We start from the raw sequence: 21,519 nt of genomic DNA on the forward strand, positions 1-21,519 counted from the left end.
CCACTTCTACACCCGGGGCAAGGTCGTCACCTCCCGCTGGCTCGACCCCAGCCACGGCGGCGTCAACCTCGGCTTCCCCACCAACTCCTGACACCACGCCTCCTGACACCCCGCCCCGCGGGCCGCCCCGCCCGCGGGCACGGCGGACGGGACGGCTCGGAAACCGGCCGGAAGCCCGCCTGGCGCGGGTCGCCCGAGGGGCGTCCGGTTTCCCTCAGAGGTGGCGGACCACCCTGGCCGGGTTGCCCACGGCGACGACGTTCGCGGGGACGTCCCTGGTGACGACGGCGCCGGCGCCGATGACGCTGTTCGCGCCGATCGTCACCCCGGCGAGCACGATGGCGCCACCGCCGAGCCAGACGTTGTCCCCGATCACGATCGGCCTGGCGGCCTCCAGCTTCGCCCGCCGTGGCTCGGGCTCGACGGGGTGGGTGGGGGTGAGCAGCTGGACGTTCGGCCCGATCTGCACGTCGTCGCCGATGGTGATGGGCGCCACGTCCAGGGCGGTCAGCCCGTAGTTGGCGAACGTGCCGGAACCGACCGTGATGTGGGAGCCGTAGTCGACGTACAGCGGCGGCCGGATGTGGGCGTCGGGGGCGATCGAGCCGAGCAGCTCCTCAAGGACGGACCGGGCGGCCCCCTGGTCGGCGTGGTAGAGCTCGCCGTACCGGTGGGCGAGGGCGGCGGCGCGTCCGAGGGCGGCCCCCAGCTCCGGGTCGTCGGCGATGTACAGGTCTCCGGCCAGCATGCGCTCGCGGTTGGTGCGGGGGTCCCCGGCGAAGAAGTCGGTCATGACGACGACCCTAGGCGGGGTGACGGGAAAACCGTTCGCTCCGCCGTACGGCCCTGGGGCAGCATGACCGAGGCGGGGTAGGCGTCCGGGGAGGGGTGGGGGCGACTGTGACCGGATCACACGAAGGCTCCGAGGAGAGTCCGGCCGCGCGCAGGTCGGCGGTCCTGCTGGCGCTGCGCCACTACTGCGGCGAGGTGCGGCGCCAGTGGCCGATCGCGGTGCCCGCGCTGGCGCTGCCGGCGATGGGCAACATCTGCCTCGCCTACCTGGCGCCGCTGATGGTGGCCGGGCTCGTGGGGCACCTGGCCGGCGGCGGCGACGGCACCCTCGACGCGCTGCTGCCGTACGTCCTCGGCTTCGGCGCGCTGCTGCTGGCGGGCGAGGCGCTGTGGCGGCTGGGACTGCACTTCCTGAACCGCACCGACGCCCGGGGCATCGAACGGCTCGGCGTGGTCGGCATGGACGAGCTGATGGCGAAGGACACCGCGTTCTTCCACGACAACTTCGCCGGTTCGCTGACCAAGCGGGTCATCGGGTTCTCCTCCCGGTTCGAGGACTTCTTCGACACGCTCACCTTCTCGGTCATCGCCAAGGTGGTGCCCCTGCTCTTCGCCTCGGTGGTCCTGTGGCGGTACCACCCGCTGCTGGTCCTCGTCCTGCTGGGCCTCATCGCCGTCACCGGCCTCCTCATCGCCCCGCTCATCCGCCGCCGCCAGGCGCTGGTCGACGAGCGCGAGGCCGCCAGGGTGCTGGTGTCGGGCCACGTCGCCGACGTGCTGACCAACATGGACACGGTCCGCGCCTTCGCCGCCGAGGAACGCGAGGCCGCGGAGTACCGGGGCAGGGCCGCCGAGCAGCGCAGGCTGTCCCTGCGGTCCTGGGACTACGGCAACCTCCGGGTGGACACCGTCGTCGCCCCGCTGTCGGTGCTCACCAGCTCCCTGGGCCTGCTCCTCGCCGTGGCGCTCCGGGGCGGTCTCGGCGCGGAGGCCATCGTGGTGACGTTCACCTACTACTCGAACGCGATCGGCATCATGTTCGAGTTCAACCAGATCTACCGGCGCATGGAGAGCCTGCTCACCGAGGCGGCCCAGTTCACCGAGCTGCTCCTCGTGCCGCCCACCGTGGTCGACCCGGCCGACCCGCAGCCGCTGCGCCCGTCCGGCGCGGGCGTCACCTTCGAACGGGTGACGTTCTCCTACGGCGACGGCCCGCCCCTGTTCCGGGACCTCGACCTGGACATCCCCGGCGGTGCCAGGATCGGGCTGGTCGGCCAGTCCGGCGGCGGCAAGAGCACCCTCACCCGGCTGCTGCTGCGCCTCATGGACGTGGACGGCGGCAGGATCCTCGTCGGCGGGCAGGACATCGCCCGGATGCGCCAGGCCGACCTGCGCGGCCTCATCGCCTACGTCCCCCAGGAACCCGCGATGTTCCACCGGTCCGTGCGCGACAACATCGCGTTCGCCCGGCCGGGGGCCACCGAGGCGGAGATCCGCCGGGCCGCGGAGGCGGCGCACGTCACGGAGTTCGTCGAGGCGCTGCCGGACGGGTTCGAAACCCTGGTCGGCGAGCGCGGCGTCAAGCTCTCCGGCGGCCAGCGGCAGCGCGTCGCGCTCGCGCGCGCCATCCTGCGCGACGCCCCGATCCTGCTGCTGGACGAGGCGACCAGCGCCCTGGACTCCGAGAGCGAGATCCTCGTCCAGGAGGCGCTGTGGAACCTGATGCAGGACCGCACCGCGCTCGTCGTCGCGCACCGCCTGAGCACCGTCGTCCGCATGGACCGGCTCATCGTCCTCAACCAGGGGCGCGTCGTGGAGCAGGGCACCCACGGCGAACTGCTCCGGGCCCAGGGGCCCTACGCCCGGCTCTGGCACCACCAGTCCGGTGGTTTCCTGATCGACGACGACGCCCAGGACGCGCTTCTGGAGGCGACGGGCGCCGACTGAGACGCGGAGGCGAGGAGGGTGAGGACCCGGCCGGGTGTGTGGCCCAGCTCGTCGCGCATGACCCGGGTCAGGTGGGCCTGATCGCTGAAGCCGAGGCCGGCCGCGAGCGCCGCGAGGCTCGTCTCGCCCTGGTCCATGCGCGTCAGCGCGCGGCTCACCCGCACCCGGTTGCGGTAGCGGCTCAGGGGCATGCCCACGTGGTGGCGGAAGGTGCGGCTCAGATGGGACGGGGAGGTCCCCAAACGTCGGGCCAGGGCCACCAGGTCGGCGCAGTCCGGCTCGCCGGAGAGGATCGCCTCCCGGGCGTGGTCCGCCAACTCCCGCCGTCCCGGCGAAGGCGCGTCCCGGGACTGTTCGCGGAGGGCCAGCAACAGGAGGTCCAGGACGGCCTCGACGGCGGCGAAGTCCGGGTCGGCGCCGGTACGCAGCAGCAGGTGATGGGCCAGTTCGAGCCGCGCGTCCACGTGGACCGCGGGAGAACGGGCGGCATCGAGCCCGGCCGTCAGCGCGTCGCCGACGAATGTGATCGAGGTGCACACGTCACCGCCCGCGGGGTGGGCGAAGCGTATCTCCCACCCCGGGCGGTGCAGGTAGCCGACGGTGGGCTCGGCCGTCATCCGCCGGCCCTGGGAGTCCAGCCGGAACCGGCCCCGCCGGACCAGCACGATCTCGGCCGCGGATGACGTCTCCGGAACGGACCAGCCGGCGTGGTCGTCCTCGCACCCGACAACGTCGATCATGAAGTGCGGGCTTTCGACCAGCCTCTTCGCGGTACGCACCGGACAACCCTACGCATCACCACCGACAGCGCCATCCGCATATTCGTTCAAGACGGACGGGCATGGACGGCCGACGCTGGATGCATGATCAATCTTTCTCCTCCGCCGGTGACGGCCGCCCACCGGAACCGGATGCTGGCCGTACTGCTCACCGGGCAGGCCATGGCGTCCATGGACGGGTCGATCGTGTCGGTGGGGGCGGAGACCATCCGCGAGAGCCTGCACGCGGGTGGCGCCGAGATCCAGCTGGTCGTGTCGGGCTACCTGCTGACCACCGGCGTGCTGCTGGTCACCTGCGCCCGGATCGGCGACGTCATCGGACACCGGCGTGCGTTCCTGCTCGGGCTCGGCTGGTTCACCGGGGCGTCGCTGCTGTGCGGACTGGCCCCTGACGCGATCGTGCTGGTACTCGCCCGTGTCGTCCAGGCCATGGGGGCGGCGCTGCTCACGCCGCAGATCTTCGCCCTCGTCCACATGCACTGGGACGGAGCGGCACGCCGTAAGGCGATCGGCGTCTACAGCACGGTGCTCGCCCTGGGAGTCGCGCTGGGGCAGGTCGTCGGGGGCCTGATCGCCGGCGCCGACCTGTTCGGCCTCTCCTGGCGGCCCATCTTCCTGATCAACGTTCCGATCGGCCTGATCCTGCTGGCGGCCGGCCCGCGGATCCTGCCGGACCACCGCGCGGACCGGCGGGTACGGCTCGACCCGGCCGGAGTGGCGCTCCTGACCGTCGCCATGACGGCGCTCACCGTCCCGCTCATCTTCGGCCGGGACCACGGCTGGCCCGCCTGGACGTGGATCTCGCTGACGTGCGGTGTCACGTTGCTGGTGGCGTTCGTCCGCCATGAGGCCAGAGCGCGGAATCCGCTGCTGGACCCGGCGGCGCTGCGGCCCGGCGGAACCGGGCCGGGGCTGGCGGCCTGCTGGATCATCATGGGGTGCTACACCGTCTTCCTGTTCACCCTGACGCTGCACCTGCAGACCGCGCTCGGCCACTCCCCGCTCCACGCCGGGCTGGCGTTCGTTCCGTACACCCTCGGTTTCGGCGTCCTCAGCCTGAGCTGGAACCGCTACCCGCGGTGGCTGCAGAGCGCGCTGCCGGTGGCGGGACCGGTGATGTTCGCGGCGGGGGCGGCCCTGCTGGTGCTCCTCCACCGTGACCGGTGGCACCCGCTCGGCTCCATGCCGCTGCTGTTCCTCGCCGGGGCCGGTCACGCCGCCGGGTACAGTCCGCTGATGGCGCAGATCACCTCTCTGGTGGAGCCGCGGCTGGCGTCGGCGATCTCGGCGCTGAACTCCACCGGGCCCGTGCTCGCCGGGGTGACCGCCGTCGCCGGACTCGGGAGCGTCTACTTCGCGGCGCCCTCCTCCGCCGAGGGTCTCCTGCGGGTGACCGCCGCCTGCGTCGTCCTCCTCGCGATCGGAACGGCGTGCGCCGTGCGGGTGGCTCTGGCCCGCCGCACCGTCTCCTCCGTGTCCGGCGCCGAAAGGGACCGAAGCCGATAGTTCGTACCACGAATTCGCTACTCTGTGCCAATGAGCAAGAATGCCGACGGCCCCATCGGGGTGGTGGCCGCGCTGGTGCGGTCCACGTTCCTGGTGAACGCCGTTTATGTGGACTCCGCCCGCGAGTACGGCATCACCCAGCAGCAGGGTCAGTTGCTGTGCGTGCTGATGGCGCGGCCGTACGGCATGGGCGAGCTGGGCGCGATGCTCGGCCTCGCCAAGTCGAGCCTGACCGGCCTGGTGGACCGCAGCGAACGCAACGGCCTGGTCCGGCGCCAACCCGACCCCGAGGACTCCCGCGCGGTACGGGTGGCCCTGACCGGGCGCGGCGCCAGGCTGGCCGAGGAGTTCTACACCGCGACCTGCCGCCGGATCGAGGAGCTGACCTCGGGGTTCGTCCCGGCGGAGCGCGACATGCTCGCCGCCCTGCTCGGCCGCGTGGTGACGGACAACAAGGTCCCCGCCGTCTTCATGGAGCCGGACACCTCGCCCTGACCGGGAGAAGGGTTGAAGTTCGCATCACGAACTAATATTGTTCGTGATGCGAACTGTACCCCTTTTTCTCTCGTGTCGGTTCTCCTTGCACTATGGAAAGGCAGTGTCTTGTCCGCATCTGATGTGGTCTTCGGTTTCGGTGCGCATTCCAACCTCGGCGACATACCCGAGCTGTTGCACATGGTCCAGCAGGCGGAGCGGGACGGGCTCGACGTCTTCTCGCTGTCGGACCACCCCTACCTCGGCGCGCGGCTGGACGCCTACGCCGCCCTCGGCTTCATCCTCGGGCGCACCGAGCGCATCGCGGGCTTCGCCAACGTCACCAACCTGCCGACCCGGCCCGCTCCCATGCTGGCCAGGACCGTGACGTCGCTGTCGGCGCTGTCCGGCGGCCGCGTCGTGCTGGGCATGGGCGCGGGAGGGCTGTGGGACCGCATCGCCGACATGGGGGTGCCGCGGCAGACGCCTGGCGACGCCGTGGACGCCTTCGAGGAGGCCATCGTCCTGATCAAGAAGCTGTCGGGCGGCGGCCCCCCGGTCACCTACGAGGGCAGGCACCACCGGGTGCACCGGATCGAGCCCGCGCCCGTGGCTGCGGTGCCGGTGTGGACGGGGTCGAACGGGCCGAGAAGCCTGGCCGCCACCGGCCGCGTCGCCGACGGCTGGATCCCCGGCCACGCGGCCGACTGGCTCAGCGAGCGCTACCGGACGTCGCGGCCGGTCATCGACGAGGCGGCGGCGTCCGCCGGCCGCGACCCGGACGAGATCCGCACGGTCTTCAACTTCCCCGGGCGCGTCACCGACCGGCCGCTGCCCGCCACCCGGGACCACGAGGGCCGCTGGATCGGCGGCTCCGTCGACCAGTGGGCCGAGGAGCTGACCGGCGCCGTGCTGGAGCACGGCGCGTCGGGCTTCGTGCTCTTCTCCGCCGACCACGGCGTCGCCGACCCCACCACACTGGCCCGCTGGGCCCAGGAGATCGTCCCGGCCGTGCGCGAGGCGATCGCGAAATAGCGATCGAGCGGGGATTCCGCGTGGCGAGGGTCCCCGGGATCGAAACCACTGTCGAAAGCCCGGTTCCAAACGGACAGACAATGTTAAAGTCCACACGGACGATCGCCTGACGGCCGATCTTCCTGAGTGATCTCTCTGGAGGCGGCGGCGGCCCGGATCACGGCGGAGGAGCTGGAACGTGGACGGGATCACGCGGCAATCCATCCCACTCGCCCCCAAGGAGATCAGGCGCCTCCTGTCGGAGGCCGAAGGTCTTCTGGCCGCGGCCGGGGCCCTGCTGGCCGACAGCGGACGAGCCGACGCCGACGCCCGGCGGGCGGTGTCGGAGGTGCGGGCCGAGCGGGCGCGGGAAGAGCTGGGCTCGATGCCCGTCGCCCGGCTGAAGGACGTCACCGGCGGGCGGCTGCGGCTCGGGGCCCTCGAACAGGCCGGTTACGCCACCGTCCGGCAGGTCCTGGACGACACGCCGTACGGGCTCCAGCTCCTGCCCGGGATCGGGGCGCGTACGGCGGCCCAGGTGCACGCGGCCGCCGCGCAGATCGCGAAGGCGGCGGAGGAGTCCGTCACCGTCCGGATCGACGTCGACCGGCGGGACCCCGGGACCACCGCGTTGCTCGTCGCCCTGCACCGGCTGCTGGCTCCCGGCCCCGACCTGTCGCGCGCCTGCGAGGCCGCCGGAGCGCTCAGGGAGAAGCTGGAGCCCCTCGTGCCCGTCGCGGCCCCGGCGCGCAGCCGGATGCTGATGCTGCTGGCGGGCGCGCGGGGCCGCGACCGGGCACGCGAGGCCGCGGAGCGGATCGCCGCCGCGCTCGACCGGGCCGGGGACGACGGTCTGAGGCTGCTCTTCGCCCAGGTCACCACCGACCTGCTCCGCCCGGAACCGTCCGAGGCGGAGGTCTGGATCGACTTCGAGGTCCGCGCCCCCGAGTACCACGGCCTCCTCGGCGAGATCCTGGGCATCGGGCCCGGCCGCGCCGCCACCGAGGGGTTCCTGCCCGACGACATCGCCGCGCGGGTCAAGGGCCAGGAGCTCGACGACACCCATCTCAACGTCTCGCTCCGCGGCTACCAGTCGTTCGGCGCCCGGTTCGCGCTCGCCCAGGGCCGGGTGATCCTGGGGGACGAGATGGGGCTGGGCAAGAGCGTCCAGGCGATCGCGGCCCTGGCCCACCTCAGGGCCCGCGGCGACACGCACTTCCTGGTGGCGTGCCCGGCCAGCGTTTTGATCAACTGGATGCGGGAGATCGAGAACCGCAGCAGGCTCAGGGCGTACGCCCTGCACGGCACCGACCGGGCCGCGGCCCTGGCGGAGTGGACCCGCAGGGGAGGGGTCGCCGTGACGACGATCGACACGCTGCACCGTCTCCGGATCCGGGAGGACGTCCCCGTCGGGATGCTCGTGGTCGACGAGGCGCACTACGTGAAGAACCCGGAGACGCGCCGTTCGCAGGCCGTCGCGGGCTGGTGCGACCGGGTCGGCCGGGTGCTCTTCCTGACCGGCACCCCGATGGAGAACCGCGTCGGGGAGTTCTGCGCGCTGGTCGGCCATCTCCAGCCGGACCTGCTCTCCGAGGTGCAGCTGAACAACACCTTCACCGGGCCGCAGACGTTCCGGCGGGCCGTCGCGCCCGTCTACCTCCGCCGCAACCAGCGGGACGTCCTCACCGAGCTGCCCGACCTGGTGCAGGTGGAGGAGTGGGAGGAGTTCAGCCCGGAGGACCTGGCCGCCTACCGCGAGGCCGTGACCGGCGGGAACTTCATGGCGATGCGCCGCGCCGCCTACGCCGTGCCCGGGAGGTCCGCCAAGCTGCAGCGACTGCGGGAGCTCGTGGACGAGGCGGCCGAGAACGACCTCAAGGTCGTGGTCTTCTCCTACTTCCGCGACGTCCTGGCCGCCGTCCACGACGCCCTCGGCGGACGGCTCCACGGGCCGATCTCCGGGGACGTCGGCGCCGCCCGCCGTCAGCGGATCGTCGACGACTTCGCCGCCTCCTCCGGGCACGCGGTGCTGCTCAGCCAGATCCAGGCGGGCGGGGTCGGCCTCAACCTCCAGGCCGCCTCCGTGGTCATCCTCTGCGAGCCCCAGGTCAAGCCGACGATGGAGAGCCAGGCGGTGGCCCGCGCGCACCGGATGGGGCAGGTCCGCAAGGTCCAGGTGCACCGGCTCCTGGTGGCGGACAGCGTCGACCAGCGCATGCTCGAGATCCTGGGGACCAAGGCCAGGCTGTTCGACGACTACGCCCGGCACAGCGAGGTCGCCGCGTCCACCCCCGACGCGATCGACGTCTCCGAGCAGGCGCTGGCCCGCCGGATCGTGCAGGAGGAACAGGAAAGGCTCGCGCTGGTTCCCTGAGCGTCCGGTGAAACGATGACACGGCCGTCGGCGGACGGCGGTACGGGGCCTTCTACAGTGGGTTTTCGTGCTTTACGGCAGATCTGCGGAAATCAGCGCACTCGACGAGGTGATCGCGCGGGCCGGCGACGGTTCCGGCGGCGCGGTGGTGCTGCGGGGCGAGGCGGGCGTGGGCAAGACCGCCCTGCTCGACGCGGCGGCCGCGCGCGGCGGCGCGATGCGGGTGCTGCGGACCACCGGTGTCGAGTCCGAGTCCGACCTCGCGTTCGCGGCGCTGCACCAGTTGCTGTGGCCGGTGGCCGGCTCGCTCGACGCGCTGCCCGAGCCGCAGCGCGATGCCGTGCGCGCGGCCCTGGGACTCGCCGCGGGCGGTGCCGGCGATCGGTTCCTGGTGGGGGCCGGTGTGCTCTCGCTGCTGGCCGAGGCGGCCGTTCCGGACGGGCTGGTCTGCGTGGTCGACGACTTCCAGTGGGTCGATCGGGCCTCGGCCGACGCGCTGCTGTTCGCCGCCAGGCGGCTGGGGACGGAACGGATCGCGATGCTGCTCGCCGTACGCGGGGAGGCTCCGGTCAAGGGCGTGCCGTCGACGGTGGACGTGCGCGGCCTGGCCGAGTCCGCCGCGGACGAGCTGCTGGAGTCCCGCCACGGTACGCTGCCCGCCCGGGTGAGACGGGAGCTCGTCACGCTCACCGGCGCGAACCCGCTCGCCCTGGGCGAGATCGCCGCCCGTCTGACGCCCGCGCAGCTCGCCGGGCGCGAACCGCTGCCCGATCCGCTGCCCGGCGGCGCCCGGCTCTTCGGCGATCGGGTGGCCGGGTTGTCCGATCCCGCCCGGCTGGCCGCCCTGGTCGCCGCCGTCGAGGCCGATCTCGACCTGGTCCTGCGCGCCACCGGGCGACTGTCCGCCGGGCGGCCGACGCCGCCCGGCACGGATACGGGAACCGGGCGGGCGGCGCTGGCCGAGCTGGAGGAGAGCGGACTGGCCGGGGTGTCGGGCACGAGCGTGCGCTTCCGCCATCCGCTCATCCGATCGGCGCTCCACGAGGCGGCCGCCCCCGCCGACGTCCGCCGCGTGCGCACCGTCCTGGCGGAGCTGACCGAGGGCGACCGCCGCGCCTGGCACCTGGCCGGAGCCGTCCTGGGCCAGGACGAGCAGGTCGCCGCCGTGCTGACGGCCGCCGCGGAGCGGGCACGCGACCGCGGCGGGTACGGCGCCGCCGCCACCGCCCTGGCCAGGGCCGCCGAGCTGACTCCCGAGCCGCGTGCACGTGCCGTCCGCCTGAAGGACGCCGCCGTCGCGGCCTGGCTCGGCGGCCGTCCGGGACAGGCGCAGTCGCTGCTGGCCGAGGCGCGCGAACGGGCCGGTGGGGACGCCGCCCTCGCCATGGAGATCGCCCGGCTCCGGGGCCGGTTCGAGCTGAACTCGGGCGACGCCGCCGAGGCCGTACGGATCCTGGCGGCGGGCGACGGCCTGGACATGCTGGCCGACGCGGTGGAGGCGGCCTCGTACGTCGGTGACACGGCGACCATCGCCGAGCTCGGCCGGCGGGCGGTGGCGTACCCCGAGGGGTTCCTGCGGGACACGGTGGCCGGGATCGGCCTGACGATGGACGGTGACGCCGCGGGGCCGGGCCTGCTGCGCCGGGCGCTGGCGCGGGCCGGCGAGCAGGAGGACGCGACGGGACATCTGTGGGCGGCGGCCGCGGCCAGCGCGCTGGGCGAGCCGGATCTGGCCGCCGAGATGGCCGAGCGGGCCGGGCGGGTGGCCAGGGTGTCGGGGATGACCGGGCAGCTCCCCGTCGTGCTGGAGTTCGTGGCGACCGCCGAGCGGATCGCCGGGCGGCTGGCACGCAGCCAGGCCGTCTCCGAGGAGGGCCTGGCGCTGGCCCGGGAGGCCGGGTACGAGAACACGGTGGCCGCGCACCTGGCCGGCCTGGCGGTGCTGGCGGCGCTGCGCGGCGAGGAGGAGCCGTGTGAGCGGCAGGCCCGCGAGGCGCTGGCCATCGCGATCCCGCACCGGGTGGGACTGCGCGCGGGGGTGGCCGCGTACGCGCTGGCGATGCTCGACCTGTGCCTGGGCCGCCACGCGGCGGCACGTGACCGTTTCACGGCCATCGCCGCGGCGGGACCGGGCGCCGGGCATCCGACCGTGGTGTGGCGGTCCGCACCGGACCACGTCGAGGCCGCCCTGGGCGCGGGTGACGAGACGGGCGCGAGGGCGGCGCTGGCCGCGTACGAGCGGTGGTCGGCGCACGCCGCGACGCCCGAGTCGCGCGCGCTGCTGGCCCGCTGCCGGGGCCTGGTCGACGCCTCCGAGGACGCCTTCGGCGAGGCGCTGCGGCTGCACACCAACCCGTTCGAGGCGGCCAGGACGGCCCTGCTGCTGGGTGAGCGCCTGCGCCGCACGCAGCGGCCGGGCGAGGCGCGGGCGCATCTGCGGACGGCGTGGGAGACGTTCGAGCGGGCCGGCGCGCGGCCGTGGGCGCGGCGCGCGCAGGACGAGCTGCGGGCGGCCGGCGAGAGCGGGCAGGCCCCGCCCGCGACCGCGCTGGACGCGCTGACCCCGCAGGAACTGCGCATCGCGGGCCTGGTCGCCGACGGGTTGTCGAGCAAGCAGATCGCCGCCACGCTCTTCCTGAGCCCGCGCACGGTCGAGTACCACCTGTACAAGATCTATCCGAAGCTGGGCATCGGCTCACGTACTGACCTGGCGCGACTGGTAGTTCTACAGAAGGCGCCCGTGGCCGGGGACGGCATGCTGTGAGGCATGCAGAACGTGAACATCTGGAGTGAAGAGTTCGGCGCCGAGACCGACGCGCCGATCCTGCTGATCATGGGTTCGATGTCGCAGGGCGTTCTGTGGCCGGACGAGTTCGTCGGCCGCCTGACCGCCGGAGGCCGCCGGGTGATCCGGTACGACCATCGCGACACCGGCATGTCCGGCACCGTCGACTTCGAGGCGGAGCCGTACACATGGGACGACATCAAGGATGACGTCTACCGCGTGATGGACGCCCACGGCCTGGAGAGCGCGCACCTGGTCTGCCACTCGGCGGGCGGGCTGCTCGGCCAGCTCATCGCCGTGGAGCGGCCGGAGCGGGTGCGCTCGCTGACCGTCATCGCCTCCTCGCCGCTCGGCGGAGGCGAGGGCGAGGTGCTCGTGCGGGCCCTGACGGGGCAGCCGCAGTCCGAGGACGCCCTGCCGGAGCCGGCGCCGGAGTTCGTGGCCTTCTACCGCGCGCTGATGGCCGCCCCGCCGCCGCAGGACCGGCGCGCGGTGATCGACGGCATGATCGCCGAACAGCGCGTGCTGCACGGCACCGGCCTGCCGTTCGACGAGGACGCGGCCCGCCGGCTGCAGGAGCGGATCCACGAGCGGGCCCGCGACCTGTCGGCGGTGGCCAACCACCGGCTGGCCGCCATGGCCAGGCCCGACTTCGAGCCGGTGGGCGTGCTGCACCGGGTGCAGGCGCCCACGCTGGTCATCGAGGGCAGCCACGAGCCCGTCAAGCCGGGCCATGGCGCGGTCATCGCCGAGCGGATCCCGGGGGCGCGGCTCATGATCGTGGAGGGCATGGGGCACACGCTGCCGCCGGAGGCGCACGAGGAACTGGCCACCGCCATCCTCGCGCACACGGCGGGGTGATGATCGCGGTGGAACACGATCCGCGAGGAGCCCCGCCGGTACGGCACGCCCGCGTCTCGGGGCCGGTGCGTGGACTACGCGGCCGTGCCGCCGCTGCGCGCCGCCACCGGTGAGGGCCGCCGCAGATGGTCGGGTTCGCTGATGAACCGGGTGCCGAGCGCCGAGAGCAGGCACAGCAGGGCGGACACCAGCACGATGGGCCAGATCTGGCCACCGGACCAGCCGTCGAGCCAGGCGGCCACGAAGGGGATGCAGCCGCCGACGACGGCGCCGGCGATCTCCCGGGTGAAGGTGACGCCGGTGTAGCGGTACCGGACGTCGAACAGCTCCGACATCATCGTGGCCTGCGAGGCGAGCGTCAGGTCGTTGCAGAGCGTGAAGATCATCACGAAGGCGGCCCAGATCACGACGGGCGTGCCGGTGTCGAGCATGAAGAAGAAGGGATAGAACAGCACCGCCGCCGCGACCGATCCGGTGACCATCACCGGGCGGCGCCCGAACCGGTCGCACAGCCAGCCGGCGGTCGGCACGGTGACGATCTTGACGAGGTTGGCGATCACCACGGCGGTCAGGCCGATCCACGCCTCGGCGTGCACGTGCGTGGTCAGGTAGGTCAGGGCGTAGACGGACGGCAGGTAGCTGATGACGTTCGGCGCGACGCTGATGAGCATGCCGGGAATGATCTTGTGGCGGGAGGAGGCGAACAACGCCCGCAGCGGCGCCCGCACGCTGTCGCCGCTCTCCCGTGCCTCGCGGAACTCGGGGGTGTCGGAGACCTTCAGCCGCACGATCACGCCGCCCACGCCGACCAGGATGCTGAGCAGGAACGGGATGCGCCAGCCGTAGTCGATGAACGCCTCGTGCGGCATGACCGAGGAGACGAGGAAGAAGACGCCCGTCGCGACCAGCGAGCCGATCGCGTTGCCGAGGGTCGGCACGCTGGCGTTCAGCCCGCGCGCCCGGGTCTCGGCGTGTTCGGCGGACATCAGCATGGCCCCCGCGTACTCGCCGCCCGCGCCGAGGCCCTGCACCACGCGCAGTGCCACGAGCATGATCGGCGCGATCGGGCCGACGGCGGCGTAGGAGGGCAGCAGGCCGATCAGCGTGGAGGCCGTCGCCATCAGGAGCAGGGTGACGAACAGCATCGTGCGGCGGCCGACGCGGTCGCCGAGGATGCCGATGATGACGCCGCCGACGGGCCGGGCGAAGAACCCGACGGCGAAGGTGCCGAGCGATGACAGGGTCGCCGCCACCGGGTCGCCGGAGGGGAAGAACACGAGCGGCAGCACCAGCGCGGCGGCGGTGCCGTACAGCGAGAAGTCGTACCACTCGAGCGCGGTGCCGACGGTGGAAGCGATCGTGGCCCGGCTGAGCCGCCTTGTCATCGTTGACTCCCTCATCACAGCTTGCCGATTGCGCCCCCGCATTCGGACCATTAACGTTAATGTGGCCGCAACACTACGAGTGGGCTGCTCGGAAGGTCAAGAGTTTCGGTCACCGAGCTGTTCACATGAGCGTTAATGAGAGAGGACTGCGCATGGGACTCGCAGCGCCGACCACCGACGCCGGCCTGTCGAAGTACGATCCGCTCGGACGGATCCTGTGCTTCGACCGGTTCGACTCGACCACCCACGGCTGGACCGAGCTGATCGGCAACTACAACGGCCGGGGCGACCTCGGCACGGTCGACGACCACATGCGCGACTTCCGGCCACCGCAGCTCTCCTCCTGTTCGTTCTTCGACGTCGGCACGCACGGCACGCTCAGCGGGAACTACGCGCTGAAGCTCGCCACCCGCGCCCACCGGGGGCACACGGCCACCGGCATCCGCCGGCTCACCATGGCCGGGCGGGGCCTGGTGCGCATCGAGGCCCACTTCGCGTTCAAGGCCGAGGCGACCGTCGGCCATGAACTGCCCGCCAGCGTCGCCTGGGACGGCAACCGGCACCCGTCGGAGTCGCAGTTCGGCGCGTTCACCGTGGCCACCGACATCTGCGCGGACAACGGCGTGCGCTACCACAACGTCATCCGCTACCAGAACACGAACCTCGACGGCGAGATGACCCAGCGGTGGATGTACCCGGTGGTGCCCGAGCCGACGCCGCGCGACCACCAGGAGGGCAGGTTCGCCCTGCCGTACGCCGCCGACTTCACCGCGCCGAACCCGGACGACTGGCGGTACTTCGACGAGCCGCTGGAGATGTGCGTCAACGAGGTGCCCACCAAGATCAACTGGCACTACCTGCGCTGGGACATCGACACCCGCACGCGGTCGAACGTGGAACTCCGGCTCAACGACCGGGTCATGGACATGAGAGACGTCCCGGTGCCGATCTACCCCGACCGCTACAGCACCCTGGACAACCTGCTCAACTTCTACTTCTCCGTCCGGACCCACGCCGACATCCGCAACTTCCTCTTCCTCGACTCCGTGCTCATCTCGGTGGATTGGTGACGACGATGCGATCGACCATGACCGCGGTGCTGGAGCGCGCCGCACTGGTGAACGACGAGCTCGCCACCGAGCCGTACGAGCTTCCGTGGGCCCAGGAGGCCCGCTTCTTCGTCCAGGCGCACGAGCTGACCGGGACGCTGGAGCTGACCACCGAGATCTCGCCGGACGGCCTGACCTGGTGCCCGGCCGACGTGCCGGCGGTCCGCGTCGAGACGCCCGGGATGACGAGCTGGACGATCACCGGCTTCGGCCAGTGGCTGCGGGTACGCTGCCGGGTTTCCGGCGACGAGGCCCCGGCTGCCAGACTTCGGATCTACTTGGTCGGCAAGAGCTGAGCCGGAGGGTGACGGGATGGCACGTTCGCAACGGGTGACGCTACGCGATGTCGCCGACCGGCTGGGCCTGTCGGCGAACACCGTGTCCCGGGCGCTGACCGGCAAGGACCAGGTCAGCGAGAGCACCAGGGCACTGGTCGTCGCTGAGGCCAGGCGGCTCGGATACGTTCCGAACAGCCACGCCCGTTCGCTCGTGTCCGGCCGGACCATGGTCGTCGGCCTGGTCATCACCAACCCGTCGAACCCGTTCTACGCCGCGCTGATCTCCGCGGTCGAACGGCGGTGCCGCGCCGCCGGCTACTCCGTGCTGCTCCTCGTGACCGAGGACTCCGACGAGAACGAGGAGCGCGCGGTGCAGGAGCTCCTGCGGTTCGGCGTGGACGGCGTGCTGGGCGTCGCCACCGAGTCCAGGAGCGACGTGTGGGACGGGCTCGTCGAGGCGAACATCCCGGTGGTGCAGATCAGCCGCGACATCCCCGGCCGCGGGCTGGACTTCGTCGGCATCGACGTGGAGGCGGCCGTCGCCGACGCCATGGTCCGGGTGGCCCGTCCCGGCGTCCGGCGGATCTGGCTGCTGGAGGAGGACCTCCGCGTCAGCACGGTCGCCGCCAGGGTCGCGGGCTTCCGCCGCGCGCTCGACGAGCTGGGCATCGCCCACGAGCACTCGCTCGTGCTGAAGGTGCCCACCCGCCGCACGAGCGGCGCCAGCCTGCCCTGGCGGCCCGACGACGCCTACGCCCTGGCCGCCAACCTGATCACCCCGGACAACCACCCGGACCTGGTGATCACCGCGAACGACTACTTCGCGCTGGGCGTCTACCGGGCCGTCCGGGAGTGCGGCCTGGCCGTACCCGAGGACGTTCGCGTGCTCGGGTACGGTGACCACCCGTTCGCCGCGTACCTCCAGCCGGCGCTGACCACGATCCGGCTGCCCGCCGACGAGGCGGGCACGGCCGCGGTCGAGCTGCTGCTGCGCCGGGTCGCCGAGCCGGACCGCCCGCGGACCAGCACCCGCCTCCCCGCCGAACTGGTCGAACGCCGGTCGACGGGGTGAGCGGGCCCGCGCCGGACCGCGTGGATCCACCGGTGCGCGCGAGGACGACATCTCGGTACGGACGCCGTCGCAGGTCATGAAGCAGCTCCGGTGAGCTGGGCGTGGAGGCGTCTGCACTCGTGGACGAAGCGGATCGTCCGGCGGCTGCGCGCGAACTCGGCGACGACCGGGATCTCCCCCCGCGCGCCGGTCCAGCGTGCCACGTCGGCGGCGAAGGCGACGAGTTCGGCGTGGGTCACGGTGATACGCCGCCCCTCGCCCGGCAACATCCCGGGCAGCAGAGCGCGCAGGATGCGCCACACCTCGTGGTGGCCGCCGGCGTCGGCCAGCTCGGCCAGGGTCGCGACGGCGGGGCGGGTCTCCCGCCACGTGCGGCGCAGCACCAGCGCGAGCTGGCGGCCGATCGCCTCGGCGGGCAGCTCGCCCCTGGCGGCCATGCGCAGGAGCAGCGGGATCACGCCGGGCACGCCGCCGGCCAGGAGAAAGGCGAGGATCACCGCCGTGGACTCACCCATCGGGCCCTGGGCGACCTCCAGGCCGGTGAGCTCCGAGGGTGTCGCCCATGTGCCCCAGTGGCCGCGCAGCAGGAAGGGCAGGAAGTTGACGGCCACGACCTCACGGTGCGAGGGCAGGATGGCAGGCCATGCCTGGAGCGTGCCGCCGAACTCGTCGACCATCCAGTCGAACGGCTGACGCAGCAGCACCTCGTCGATCAGGCGATGACCGGTCGGGGCCGTCACCCGCAACACCGGCTGCAGCCTGACCTCGGTGAAGTGCTCCGGCTCGTCGTCGCCGAACTCGACCATGGACGCGTCCACCATGTGGCGCCACAGGTGGCCGCACTCGGGGTCGGCCATGCCGCCGCCGGCGAGCCAGCGGGCGGCCGAGTGCGCCGCCTCCGAGTCGACCTTGGCGGCCCGCTCCGCCGCGGCCCGGTGGCCGCCCCTGGGCAGCCGCAGCAGCGCCTGCGCCAGGTCGGCGGGGAGCGGCTCCACCCCGGCGGCGGCGCAGGTCTCCAGCCGGTCGACCAGCACGTCGGGGTCGAGGTGGCCGCTCATCCAGGTCGGCGTGGACAGCAGCACCGGCGGCAGGGCGTCGTTTCGCAGGGCCTCGGCGAGTTCCGCGTAGCGGTGCAGCAGGAAGTCGTGGGGCGGGGAGACGCGATTGGGATGGGGCAGCCGGTTGCGCCGCCGCCATTCGTCGTGCTCGGGCAACTCCTGGGGCATGAAGGAACGCAGCCGGGACGGGACGAAGACGACGGTCACCTCCACGAGCGGCTCGTCCGGACCCGGAGGGGGCACCCGCTGCCCCGTCCGCATCGCCGCGATCCGAGCGGGATCCACGCCGAGCCCGGCCATCCGCTCATAGGCGCCGTCGAGGACGAAGGACGGCATGGCCTCCTCGGAATCGTCGTACAGGGCGCCGGGCTTCGTCGACGCCGGACGGGGGCGATCCGGCGGCCCGTCGTCGTGGACCTCCTCGCCCTCCCCGGCGCCGGAACGCCACGGCCGCTCGACGTCGGCGGGGGGACCGTACAGGTGGATGCGGCCCCCGGTGAAGGGGATCCGCCGGTCGCCCTCGCGGGCCACCGCCTCGTCCGGACCGTCGTCGCTGTTCCAGGTGATGAAGAAGGCACGCAGCGGGGCGTCGTCGTCGAGGTAGCGGCCCGGCCGGCAGGCGCCGCCCACCATGATCCGCCGGGGTCCCGGCTCGGGATCGGGCTCCTCTCCACGGGGCACGACGCGTACTCCCACGGAGTGACTCGCGCTGTCCCAGAACTTCTCCGGCCCGATCGGCGGCGGCTCCGGCACGCTCCCGGGAGTGACGAGTTCGGCGGACAGCGCCGCCCGCCAGTCGCCGGGGCCGAGGCGAGCATCCTCGGACCGCCAGTGACCGTGGTCCTGCTCGACGTGGGACCTGAGCCTGCGACGCAGTTCCTCCCTGTTCTCGGCGATTCCCGTGACGAAGGCCGCGAGCCAGCGCTCCTGGCCGATCCAGTTCTCGTGGTGGCCGGGGAGGATCGACGGCTCGGGGAACCGCTGTGCCTCCGCCGGCTCGGGCAGCGGCGGGAACTCCTTCCGCTCCGGCATCTCCTCGACCGGGACCTCGCCGCCGAACCGCTCGGCGAGCTTCGCACCCAGGTCGGCGGGGAGATGGCGGGCGCCTTCGAGGATCTCTCCGACACGGCCGGCGAGCAGGCCGGCGTGTTTCAGGGTCAGCTCGGCCGCGCGGTTGCGCACGTCGAAGGACCTGTGCGCGTACGCCGTGGTCAGCGCGGTCACGAAGTCGGCGGCCGTCTCGGGCGTGGCCCGGATCGCATGGTCGAGCCAGCGCAGGCCCCTGGCGGCGAACTTGGCCTCCTCCCGGAAGGTGAGCGCCTCGACCGCCTCGACCAGATCGGCGTGGTCGAGTGGCATCGCCTCACGCACCTGCTCGGTGGCCAGCTCGGCGACCGTGCCCGGAGCCGACGGCAACAGCCGCAGGTAGTCGCGGAGACGGGGCGCGGCCTCCGCCGGCGTGGGGTCGAGGAGCCTGTGCAGCCGGACGAAGAACCGCAGGTCCTGCGCCTCGCCGCCGCGCAGGAAACGGCTCACGCAACCGTCGAGCACCTGCTCCCTGGGCAGCTCGCGGGCGGCGGCGGCCAGCCAGCGGGTCGGCAGGGGCTCCAGCCGCTCGTCACGGAGGGCGCGGCCCGCGCCGTCGGCGGTGAAGACACGAGGCAGCAGCACGGGGGTCAGCGGGTCATCGGCCACGCTCGGCGCGGCCAGCCAGGCGGCCACCAGCGGGTCGTGGTCGGGCGGCGCGGCGCCGGACTCCCGCAGCAGCGCCACGGCCAGCGGCGCGACGCGATCGGCGGGACGGCGCACCCGCCGGGCCAGGCGGACCGCGACGTCACGACGCCATTCCGGGGGACGGGTGGCCGCCACCCGGCACACCTGGGCGACGTCGGGGTCATCGGCCCAGCGGCGGTTGACGTCGCGGCCGGTCATCCACGTCACGGCGGCCGCCGGGCCGGTGATGACGCCGACACCGGTCAGCAGCAGCGCGCCGGCAAGTTCGTCGAGCAGTTCGCCGACCTCCCAGGAGGCCATCTCCTCGAAGTCGCCGGGACGCTGGGCGCGCACCTGCTCGGTGCGGACACGGCGCAGCTCCTTGACGAGGCCGGGCAGCCGCCCGCCCAGCTCGGCGCGCTCCTCCTCGGTGAGCGTGACCAGCCGATCGGCCAGGCGGTGGACCTGGTTGCGGGCCACCAGGTCGCAGATCTCCGTCCAGAGGCTCACGGGGAGACCTCCACGGCGGCGCGGGCGACGATCCGGGCGGCCAGCACGTGTTTGCACGGCCCACGGGAGCCGCGATGGTCCCACCACCACTCGCAGGTGCAGGAACCGTCGGCCAGCGAGACCCGGCGCTCACCGCCCGGGGTGCGGACGGTGACCGACTCGCCGTCGACGCGCACGGCACCCGCTTCGACGAGTCTGCGCGCCTTGGCCAGCCGAGGGTTGAGCACGGTCACGTTGTCCCTGTCATAGGGCAGCTCACGGTGGAAGTGGGCGGCTTCCGACAGGTCGTAGCCGACCCGCCCGGCGACGCCGAGCCGCGTCAGCGCGGCCCGCACCCGGTCGGCGGGCATGCCCGCCCGGTCGGCCAGCAGGCCGATCTCGACCTCGGGCTCGAAGTTGAGCAGCATGCCCACCACGTCGGCGTCGTCCTCGGCCTCGTCGGCGGCCAGGTCGTCGAGCACCGCGCCCTCGCCGGAGAAACCGCGCCAGCGCTCGGGTGAGAGGGCGAGCGTGTAGCGCATGCCCGGGAGCTCCAGTTCCCAGGCACTGGAGGCGGCATCGGAGGCGGCGTCGGCCGGGCCGTACACCCGGAGGGACTTCGCGAAGCGCAGCAGCGGCAGGAGGGCGCCGAGCCGGCCGGGGTCGGCGAGCCGGACCGAGCCCGGGACCCGGCGGTCGGAGACCTTCGGCTCCCGCCCCGCCTGCGCCACCCACACCGTGCCCTTCCTGGGCAGCCCGCGCAGGAACCGCACCGCCGTCATGCCGGTCAGCTCACCGCGCTGATCCATGCCCGAGGCGATGACCTGCACCTCGGCGAAGCCGCGCAACCAGCGCTCGGGCAGGGGGACCTTCTTCTCCACCACCGCGCCGTCCATCGTGGTCACGACCAGCTCGTCGAGGCCCACCCCCAGGTGCAACGGGTCACGCGCGCCGACGCGCGCCAGCGCCTCCCGGAGCGGCGCGTTCACGTCGACGTTGGTGGTGCCCCGGTCGAACACCTCGCCGTCGAGCGCGCCGCTCAGCAGATCAAGCCGGGCGTACACGCCGCCGCAGGCCGAGAACGACTCGAACCGCAGCCGGTCCCCGTTGCACGTCACCACCGGGTCGCGCACCCAGCCGGGCCGCGCCTGCGGCTGGTGGTAGCGGGCCAGAGCCACATCGGCGACGCCGAGCAGGGCCGCCGCGGCGGGGGCGGCCTGGGTCACCACGCCGCTGAAGAACCGGGGGGCCACGACGGGGCCGGACAGGGCCCGCCCGCCGGAGGTCGCCAATCCGAGACGGCCGCCGATGAGGGAGGAGGGCGCGGCGTACGTGTACGCCTGCGTCGCTGAAGTCATGGCCGGGACGTTAGATCGCCCCACCGACAAACCGGCGCGGCGGCCGATCCGGACGGCGGCGGCGCGGGTCCGGACGGCGGCGGACCGAACCGGACCGCCGCTTCCGCCGTCCGGCTAGCGCTGCTTGAGGCGCTGCGCCTCCTTGCGCACCTCGGCCTGAACCGACCGCTCATGCTGCAGCCACTCGGGGTTCTCCGCCTTGATGGCGTCGATCTCGGCGGTGGTGAGCGGCCCGGTGACGCCGCCCCTGGCCAGGCCCGAGTTGGAGACGCCCAGTTTCACGGCGACGACCTGCCTGGGATGCGGCCCGTTGCGCCGCAGATCGGCCAGCCACGCCGGCGGGTCGGCCTGCAGCGCGTTCAGCTCATCTCTGGAGACGACCCCCTCCTGGAACTCGGCGGGAGTGGCCTCCAGGAGCACACCCAGCTTCTTGGCCGCGGTCGCGGGCTTCATCGTCTGGGTGGTCTTGGGCTTGGTCATGGTGTCAAGGGTAGGGCGCGAAGCCGCCTCCCCGGACACCGGTAC

General features: G+C 72.9%; 16 protein-coding genes. 10 read left to right on the forward strand and 6 right to left on the reverse strand.

Features of this window, described 5'->3' with window-relative positions:
• Positions 1–214: 214 nt before the first annotated feature.
• Positions 215–793, reverse strand: coding sequence for a sugar O-acetyltransferase (locus ACZ6W9_RS36235; RefSeq protein WP_362935619.1), 579 nt, complete (start codon positions 791–793; stop codon positions 215–217).
• A gap of 107 nt (positions 794–900) precedes the next feature.
• Here ACZ6W9_RS36235 and ACZ6W9_RS36240 point away from each other — a divergent pair, with 107 nt between their 5' ends.
• Positions 901–2,739: an ABC transporter ATP-binding protein gene (locus ACZ6W9_RS36240; protein WP_470121810.1), complete on the forward strand. Its 1,839-nt coding sequence runs from the start codon at positions 901–903 to the stop codon at positions 2,737–2,739.
• Here the strand turns inward: ACZ6W9_RS36240 and ACZ6W9_RS36245 are convergent.
• The gene (locus ACZ6W9_RS36245; protein ID WP_389970635.1) at positions 2,649–3,518 is read right to left on the reverse strand and encodes a helix-turn-helix domain-containing protein; all 870 of its coding nucleotides are present in this window, start codon (positions 3,516–3,518) and stop codon (positions 2,649–2,651) included. The two genes, ACZ6W9_RS36240 and ACZ6W9_RS36245, sit on opposite strands and share 91 nt — an antisense overlap.
• 84 nt (positions 3,519–3,602) lie before the next feature.
• Here ACZ6W9_RS36245 and ACZ6W9_RS36250 point away from each other — a divergent pair, with 84 nt between their 5' ends.
• The 6 genes from ACZ6W9_RS36250 to ACZ6W9_RS36275 all read left to right on the forward strand — a co-directional run bounded on the left by ACZ6W9_RS36250 (position 3,603) and on the right by ACZ6W9_RS36275 (position 12,532).
• Complete coding sequence (locus tag ACZ6W9_RS36250; protein ID WP_389970638.1) at positions 3,603–5,024, forward strand: MFS transporter; 1,422 nt, start codon at positions 3,603–3,605, stop codon at positions 5,022–5,024.
• Between the two features lie 30 nt (positions 5,025–5,054).
• Entirely contained in the window at positions 5,055–5,519 is a 465-nt protein-coding gene (locus ACZ6W9_RS36255; RefSeq protein WP_470121811.1) for a MarR family winged helix-turn-helix transcriptional regulator, read from the forward strand.
• A gap of 108 nt (positions 5,520–5,627) precedes the next feature.
• Positions 5,628–6,533 (forward strand): LLM class flavin-dependent oxidoreductase, encoded by a 906-nt coding sequence (locus ACZ6W9_RS36260; protein ID WP_389970644.1) that lies wholly within the window; start codon positions 5,628–5,630, stop codon positions 6,531–6,533.
• A 178-nt stretch (positions 6,534–6,711) separates the two neighbouring features.
• Positions 6,712–8,886 carry a DEAD/DEAH box helicase gene (locus ACZ6W9_RS36265; protein WP_389970647.1) on the forward strand — a complete coding sequence of 725 codons (2,175 nt, stop codon included), beginning with the start codon at positions 6,712–6,714 and terminating at the stop codon, positions 8,884–8,886.
• Positions 8,887–8,953: 67 nt separating this feature from the next.
• Positions 8,954–11,650, forward strand: a complete 2,697-nt coding sequence (locus tag ACZ6W9_RS36270; RefSeq protein WP_389970650.1) for a helix-turn-helix transcriptional regulator — start codon at positions 8,954–8,956, stop codon at positions 11,648–11,650.
• Positions 11,651–11,653: 3 nt separating this feature from the next.
• A complete protein-coding gene (locus ACZ6W9_RS36275) occupies positions 11,654–12,532 on the forward strand; it encodes an alpha/beta fold hydrolase (protein ID WP_389970653.1) in 879 nt (292 codons plus the stop codon).
• A 74-nt stretch (positions 12,533–12,606) separates the two neighbouring features.
• Here the strand turns inward: ACZ6W9_RS36275 and ACZ6W9_RS36280 are convergent, their stop codons facing one another.
• Positions 12,607–13,917 carry an MFS transporter gene (locus tag ACZ6W9_RS36280; RefSeq protein ID WP_389970657.1) on the reverse strand — a complete coding sequence of 437 codons (1,311 nt, stop codon included), beginning with the start codon at positions 13,915–13,917 and terminating at the stop codon, positions 12,607–12,609.
• 152 nt (positions 13,918–14,069) lie between these two features.
• Between ACZ6W9_RS36280 and ACZ6W9_RS36285 the strand changes: the two genes are divergently transcribed.
• From ACZ6W9_RS36285 to ACZ6W9_RS36295, 3 genes are read left to right on the forward strand one after another with little or no spacing between them, the layout of a single operon-like run.
• On the forward strand, positions 14,070–14,987 hold the full coding sequence (locus tag ACZ6W9_RS36285) for a DUF6772 family protein (RefSeq protein WP_389970660.1): 918 nt from the start codon (positions 14,070–14,072) through the stop codon (positions 14,985–14,987).
• Positions 14,988–14,992: 5 nt separating this feature from the next.
• Positions 14,993–15,322: a hypothetical protein gene (locus ACZ6W9_RS36290; RefSeq protein ID WP_389970663.1), complete on the forward strand. Its 330-nt coding sequence runs from the start codon at positions 14,993–14,995 to the stop codon at positions 15,320–15,322.
• A gap of 16 nt (positions 15,323–15,338) precedes the next feature.
• Complete coding sequence (locus tag ACZ6W9_RS36295; protein WP_389970666.1) at positions 15,339–16,376, forward strand: LacI family DNA-binding transcriptional regulator; 1,038 nt, start codon at positions 15,339–15,341, stop codon at positions 16,374–16,376.
• A gap of 74 nt (positions 16,377–16,450) precedes the next feature.
• Here ACZ6W9_RS36295 and ACZ6W9_RS36300 read toward each other — a convergent pair whose 3' ends face one another.
• From ACZ6W9_RS36300 to ACZ6W9_RS36310, 3 genes are all read right to left on the reverse strand, one after another.
• Complete coding sequence (locus ACZ6W9_RS36300; RefSeq protein ID WP_470121812.1) at positions 16,451–19,657, reverse strand: DUF7824 domain-containing protein; 3,207 nt, start codon at positions 19,655–19,657, stop codon at positions 16,451–16,453.
• Complete coding sequence (locus tag ACZ6W9_RS36305; protein ID WP_470121813.1) at positions 19,654–20,994, reverse strand: SWIM zinc finger family protein; 1,341 nt, start codon at positions 20,992–20,994, stop codon at positions 19,654–19,656. Before ACZ6W9_RS36305 ends, ACZ6W9_RS36300 begins: the two co-directional genes overlap by 4 nt.
• Positions 20,995–21,108: 114 nt before the next feature.
• Positions 21,109–21,474 carry a DUF5997 family protein gene (locus tag ACZ6W9_RS36310; protein WP_362935682.1) on the reverse strand — a complete coding sequence of 122 codons (366 nt, stop codon included), beginning with the start codon at positions 21,472–21,474 and terminating at the stop codon, positions 21,109–21,111.
• Positions 21,475–21,519 lie beyond the last annotated feature (45 nt).

The sequence above is a fragment of the Streptosporangium sp. NPDC053982 genome, assembly GCF_055585205.1.

Coding starts and splice junctions, on each gene's coding strand:
- ACZ6W9_RS36235 (WP_362935619.1), bottom strand. CDS start 793: ATGACCGACTTCTTCGCCGGGGACCCCCGCACCAACCGCGAGCGCATG.
- ACZ6W9_RS36250 (WP_389970638.1), top strand. CDS start 3,603: ATGATCAATCTTTCTCCTCCGCCGGTGACGGCCGCCCACCGGAACCGG.
- ACZ6W9_RS36255 (WP_470121811.1), top strand. CDS start 5,055: ATGAGCAAGAATGCCGACGGCCCCATCGGGGTGGTGGCCGCGCTGGTG.
- ACZ6W9_RS36275 (WP_389970653.1), top strand. CDS start 11,654: ATGCAGAACGTGAACATCTGGAGTGAAGAGTTCGGCGCCGAGACCGAC.
- ACZ6W9_RS36280 (WP_389970657.1), bottom strand. CDS start 13,917: ATGACAAGGCGGCTCAGCCGGGCCACGATCGCTTCCACCGTCGGCACC.
- ACZ6W9_RS36285 (WP_389970660.1), top strand. CDS start 14,070: ATGGGACTCGCAGCGCCGACCACCGACGCCGGCCTGTCGAAGTACGAT.
- ACZ6W9_RS36290 (WP_389970663.1), top strand. CDS start 14,993: ATGCGATCGACCATGACCGCGGTGCTGGAGCGCGCCGCACTGGTGAAC.
- ACZ6W9_RS36295 (WP_389970666.1), top strand. CDS start 15,339: ATGGCACGTTCGCAACGGGTGACGCTACGCGATGTCGCCGACCGGCTG.
- ACZ6W9_RS36305 (WP_470121813.1), bottom strand. CDS start 20,994: ATGACTTCAGCGACGCAGGCGTACACGTACGCCGCGCCCTCCTCCCTC.
- ACZ6W9_RS36310 (WP_362935682.1), bottom strand. CDS start 21,474: ATGACCAAGCCCAAGACCACCCAGACGATGAAGCCCGCGACCGCGGCC.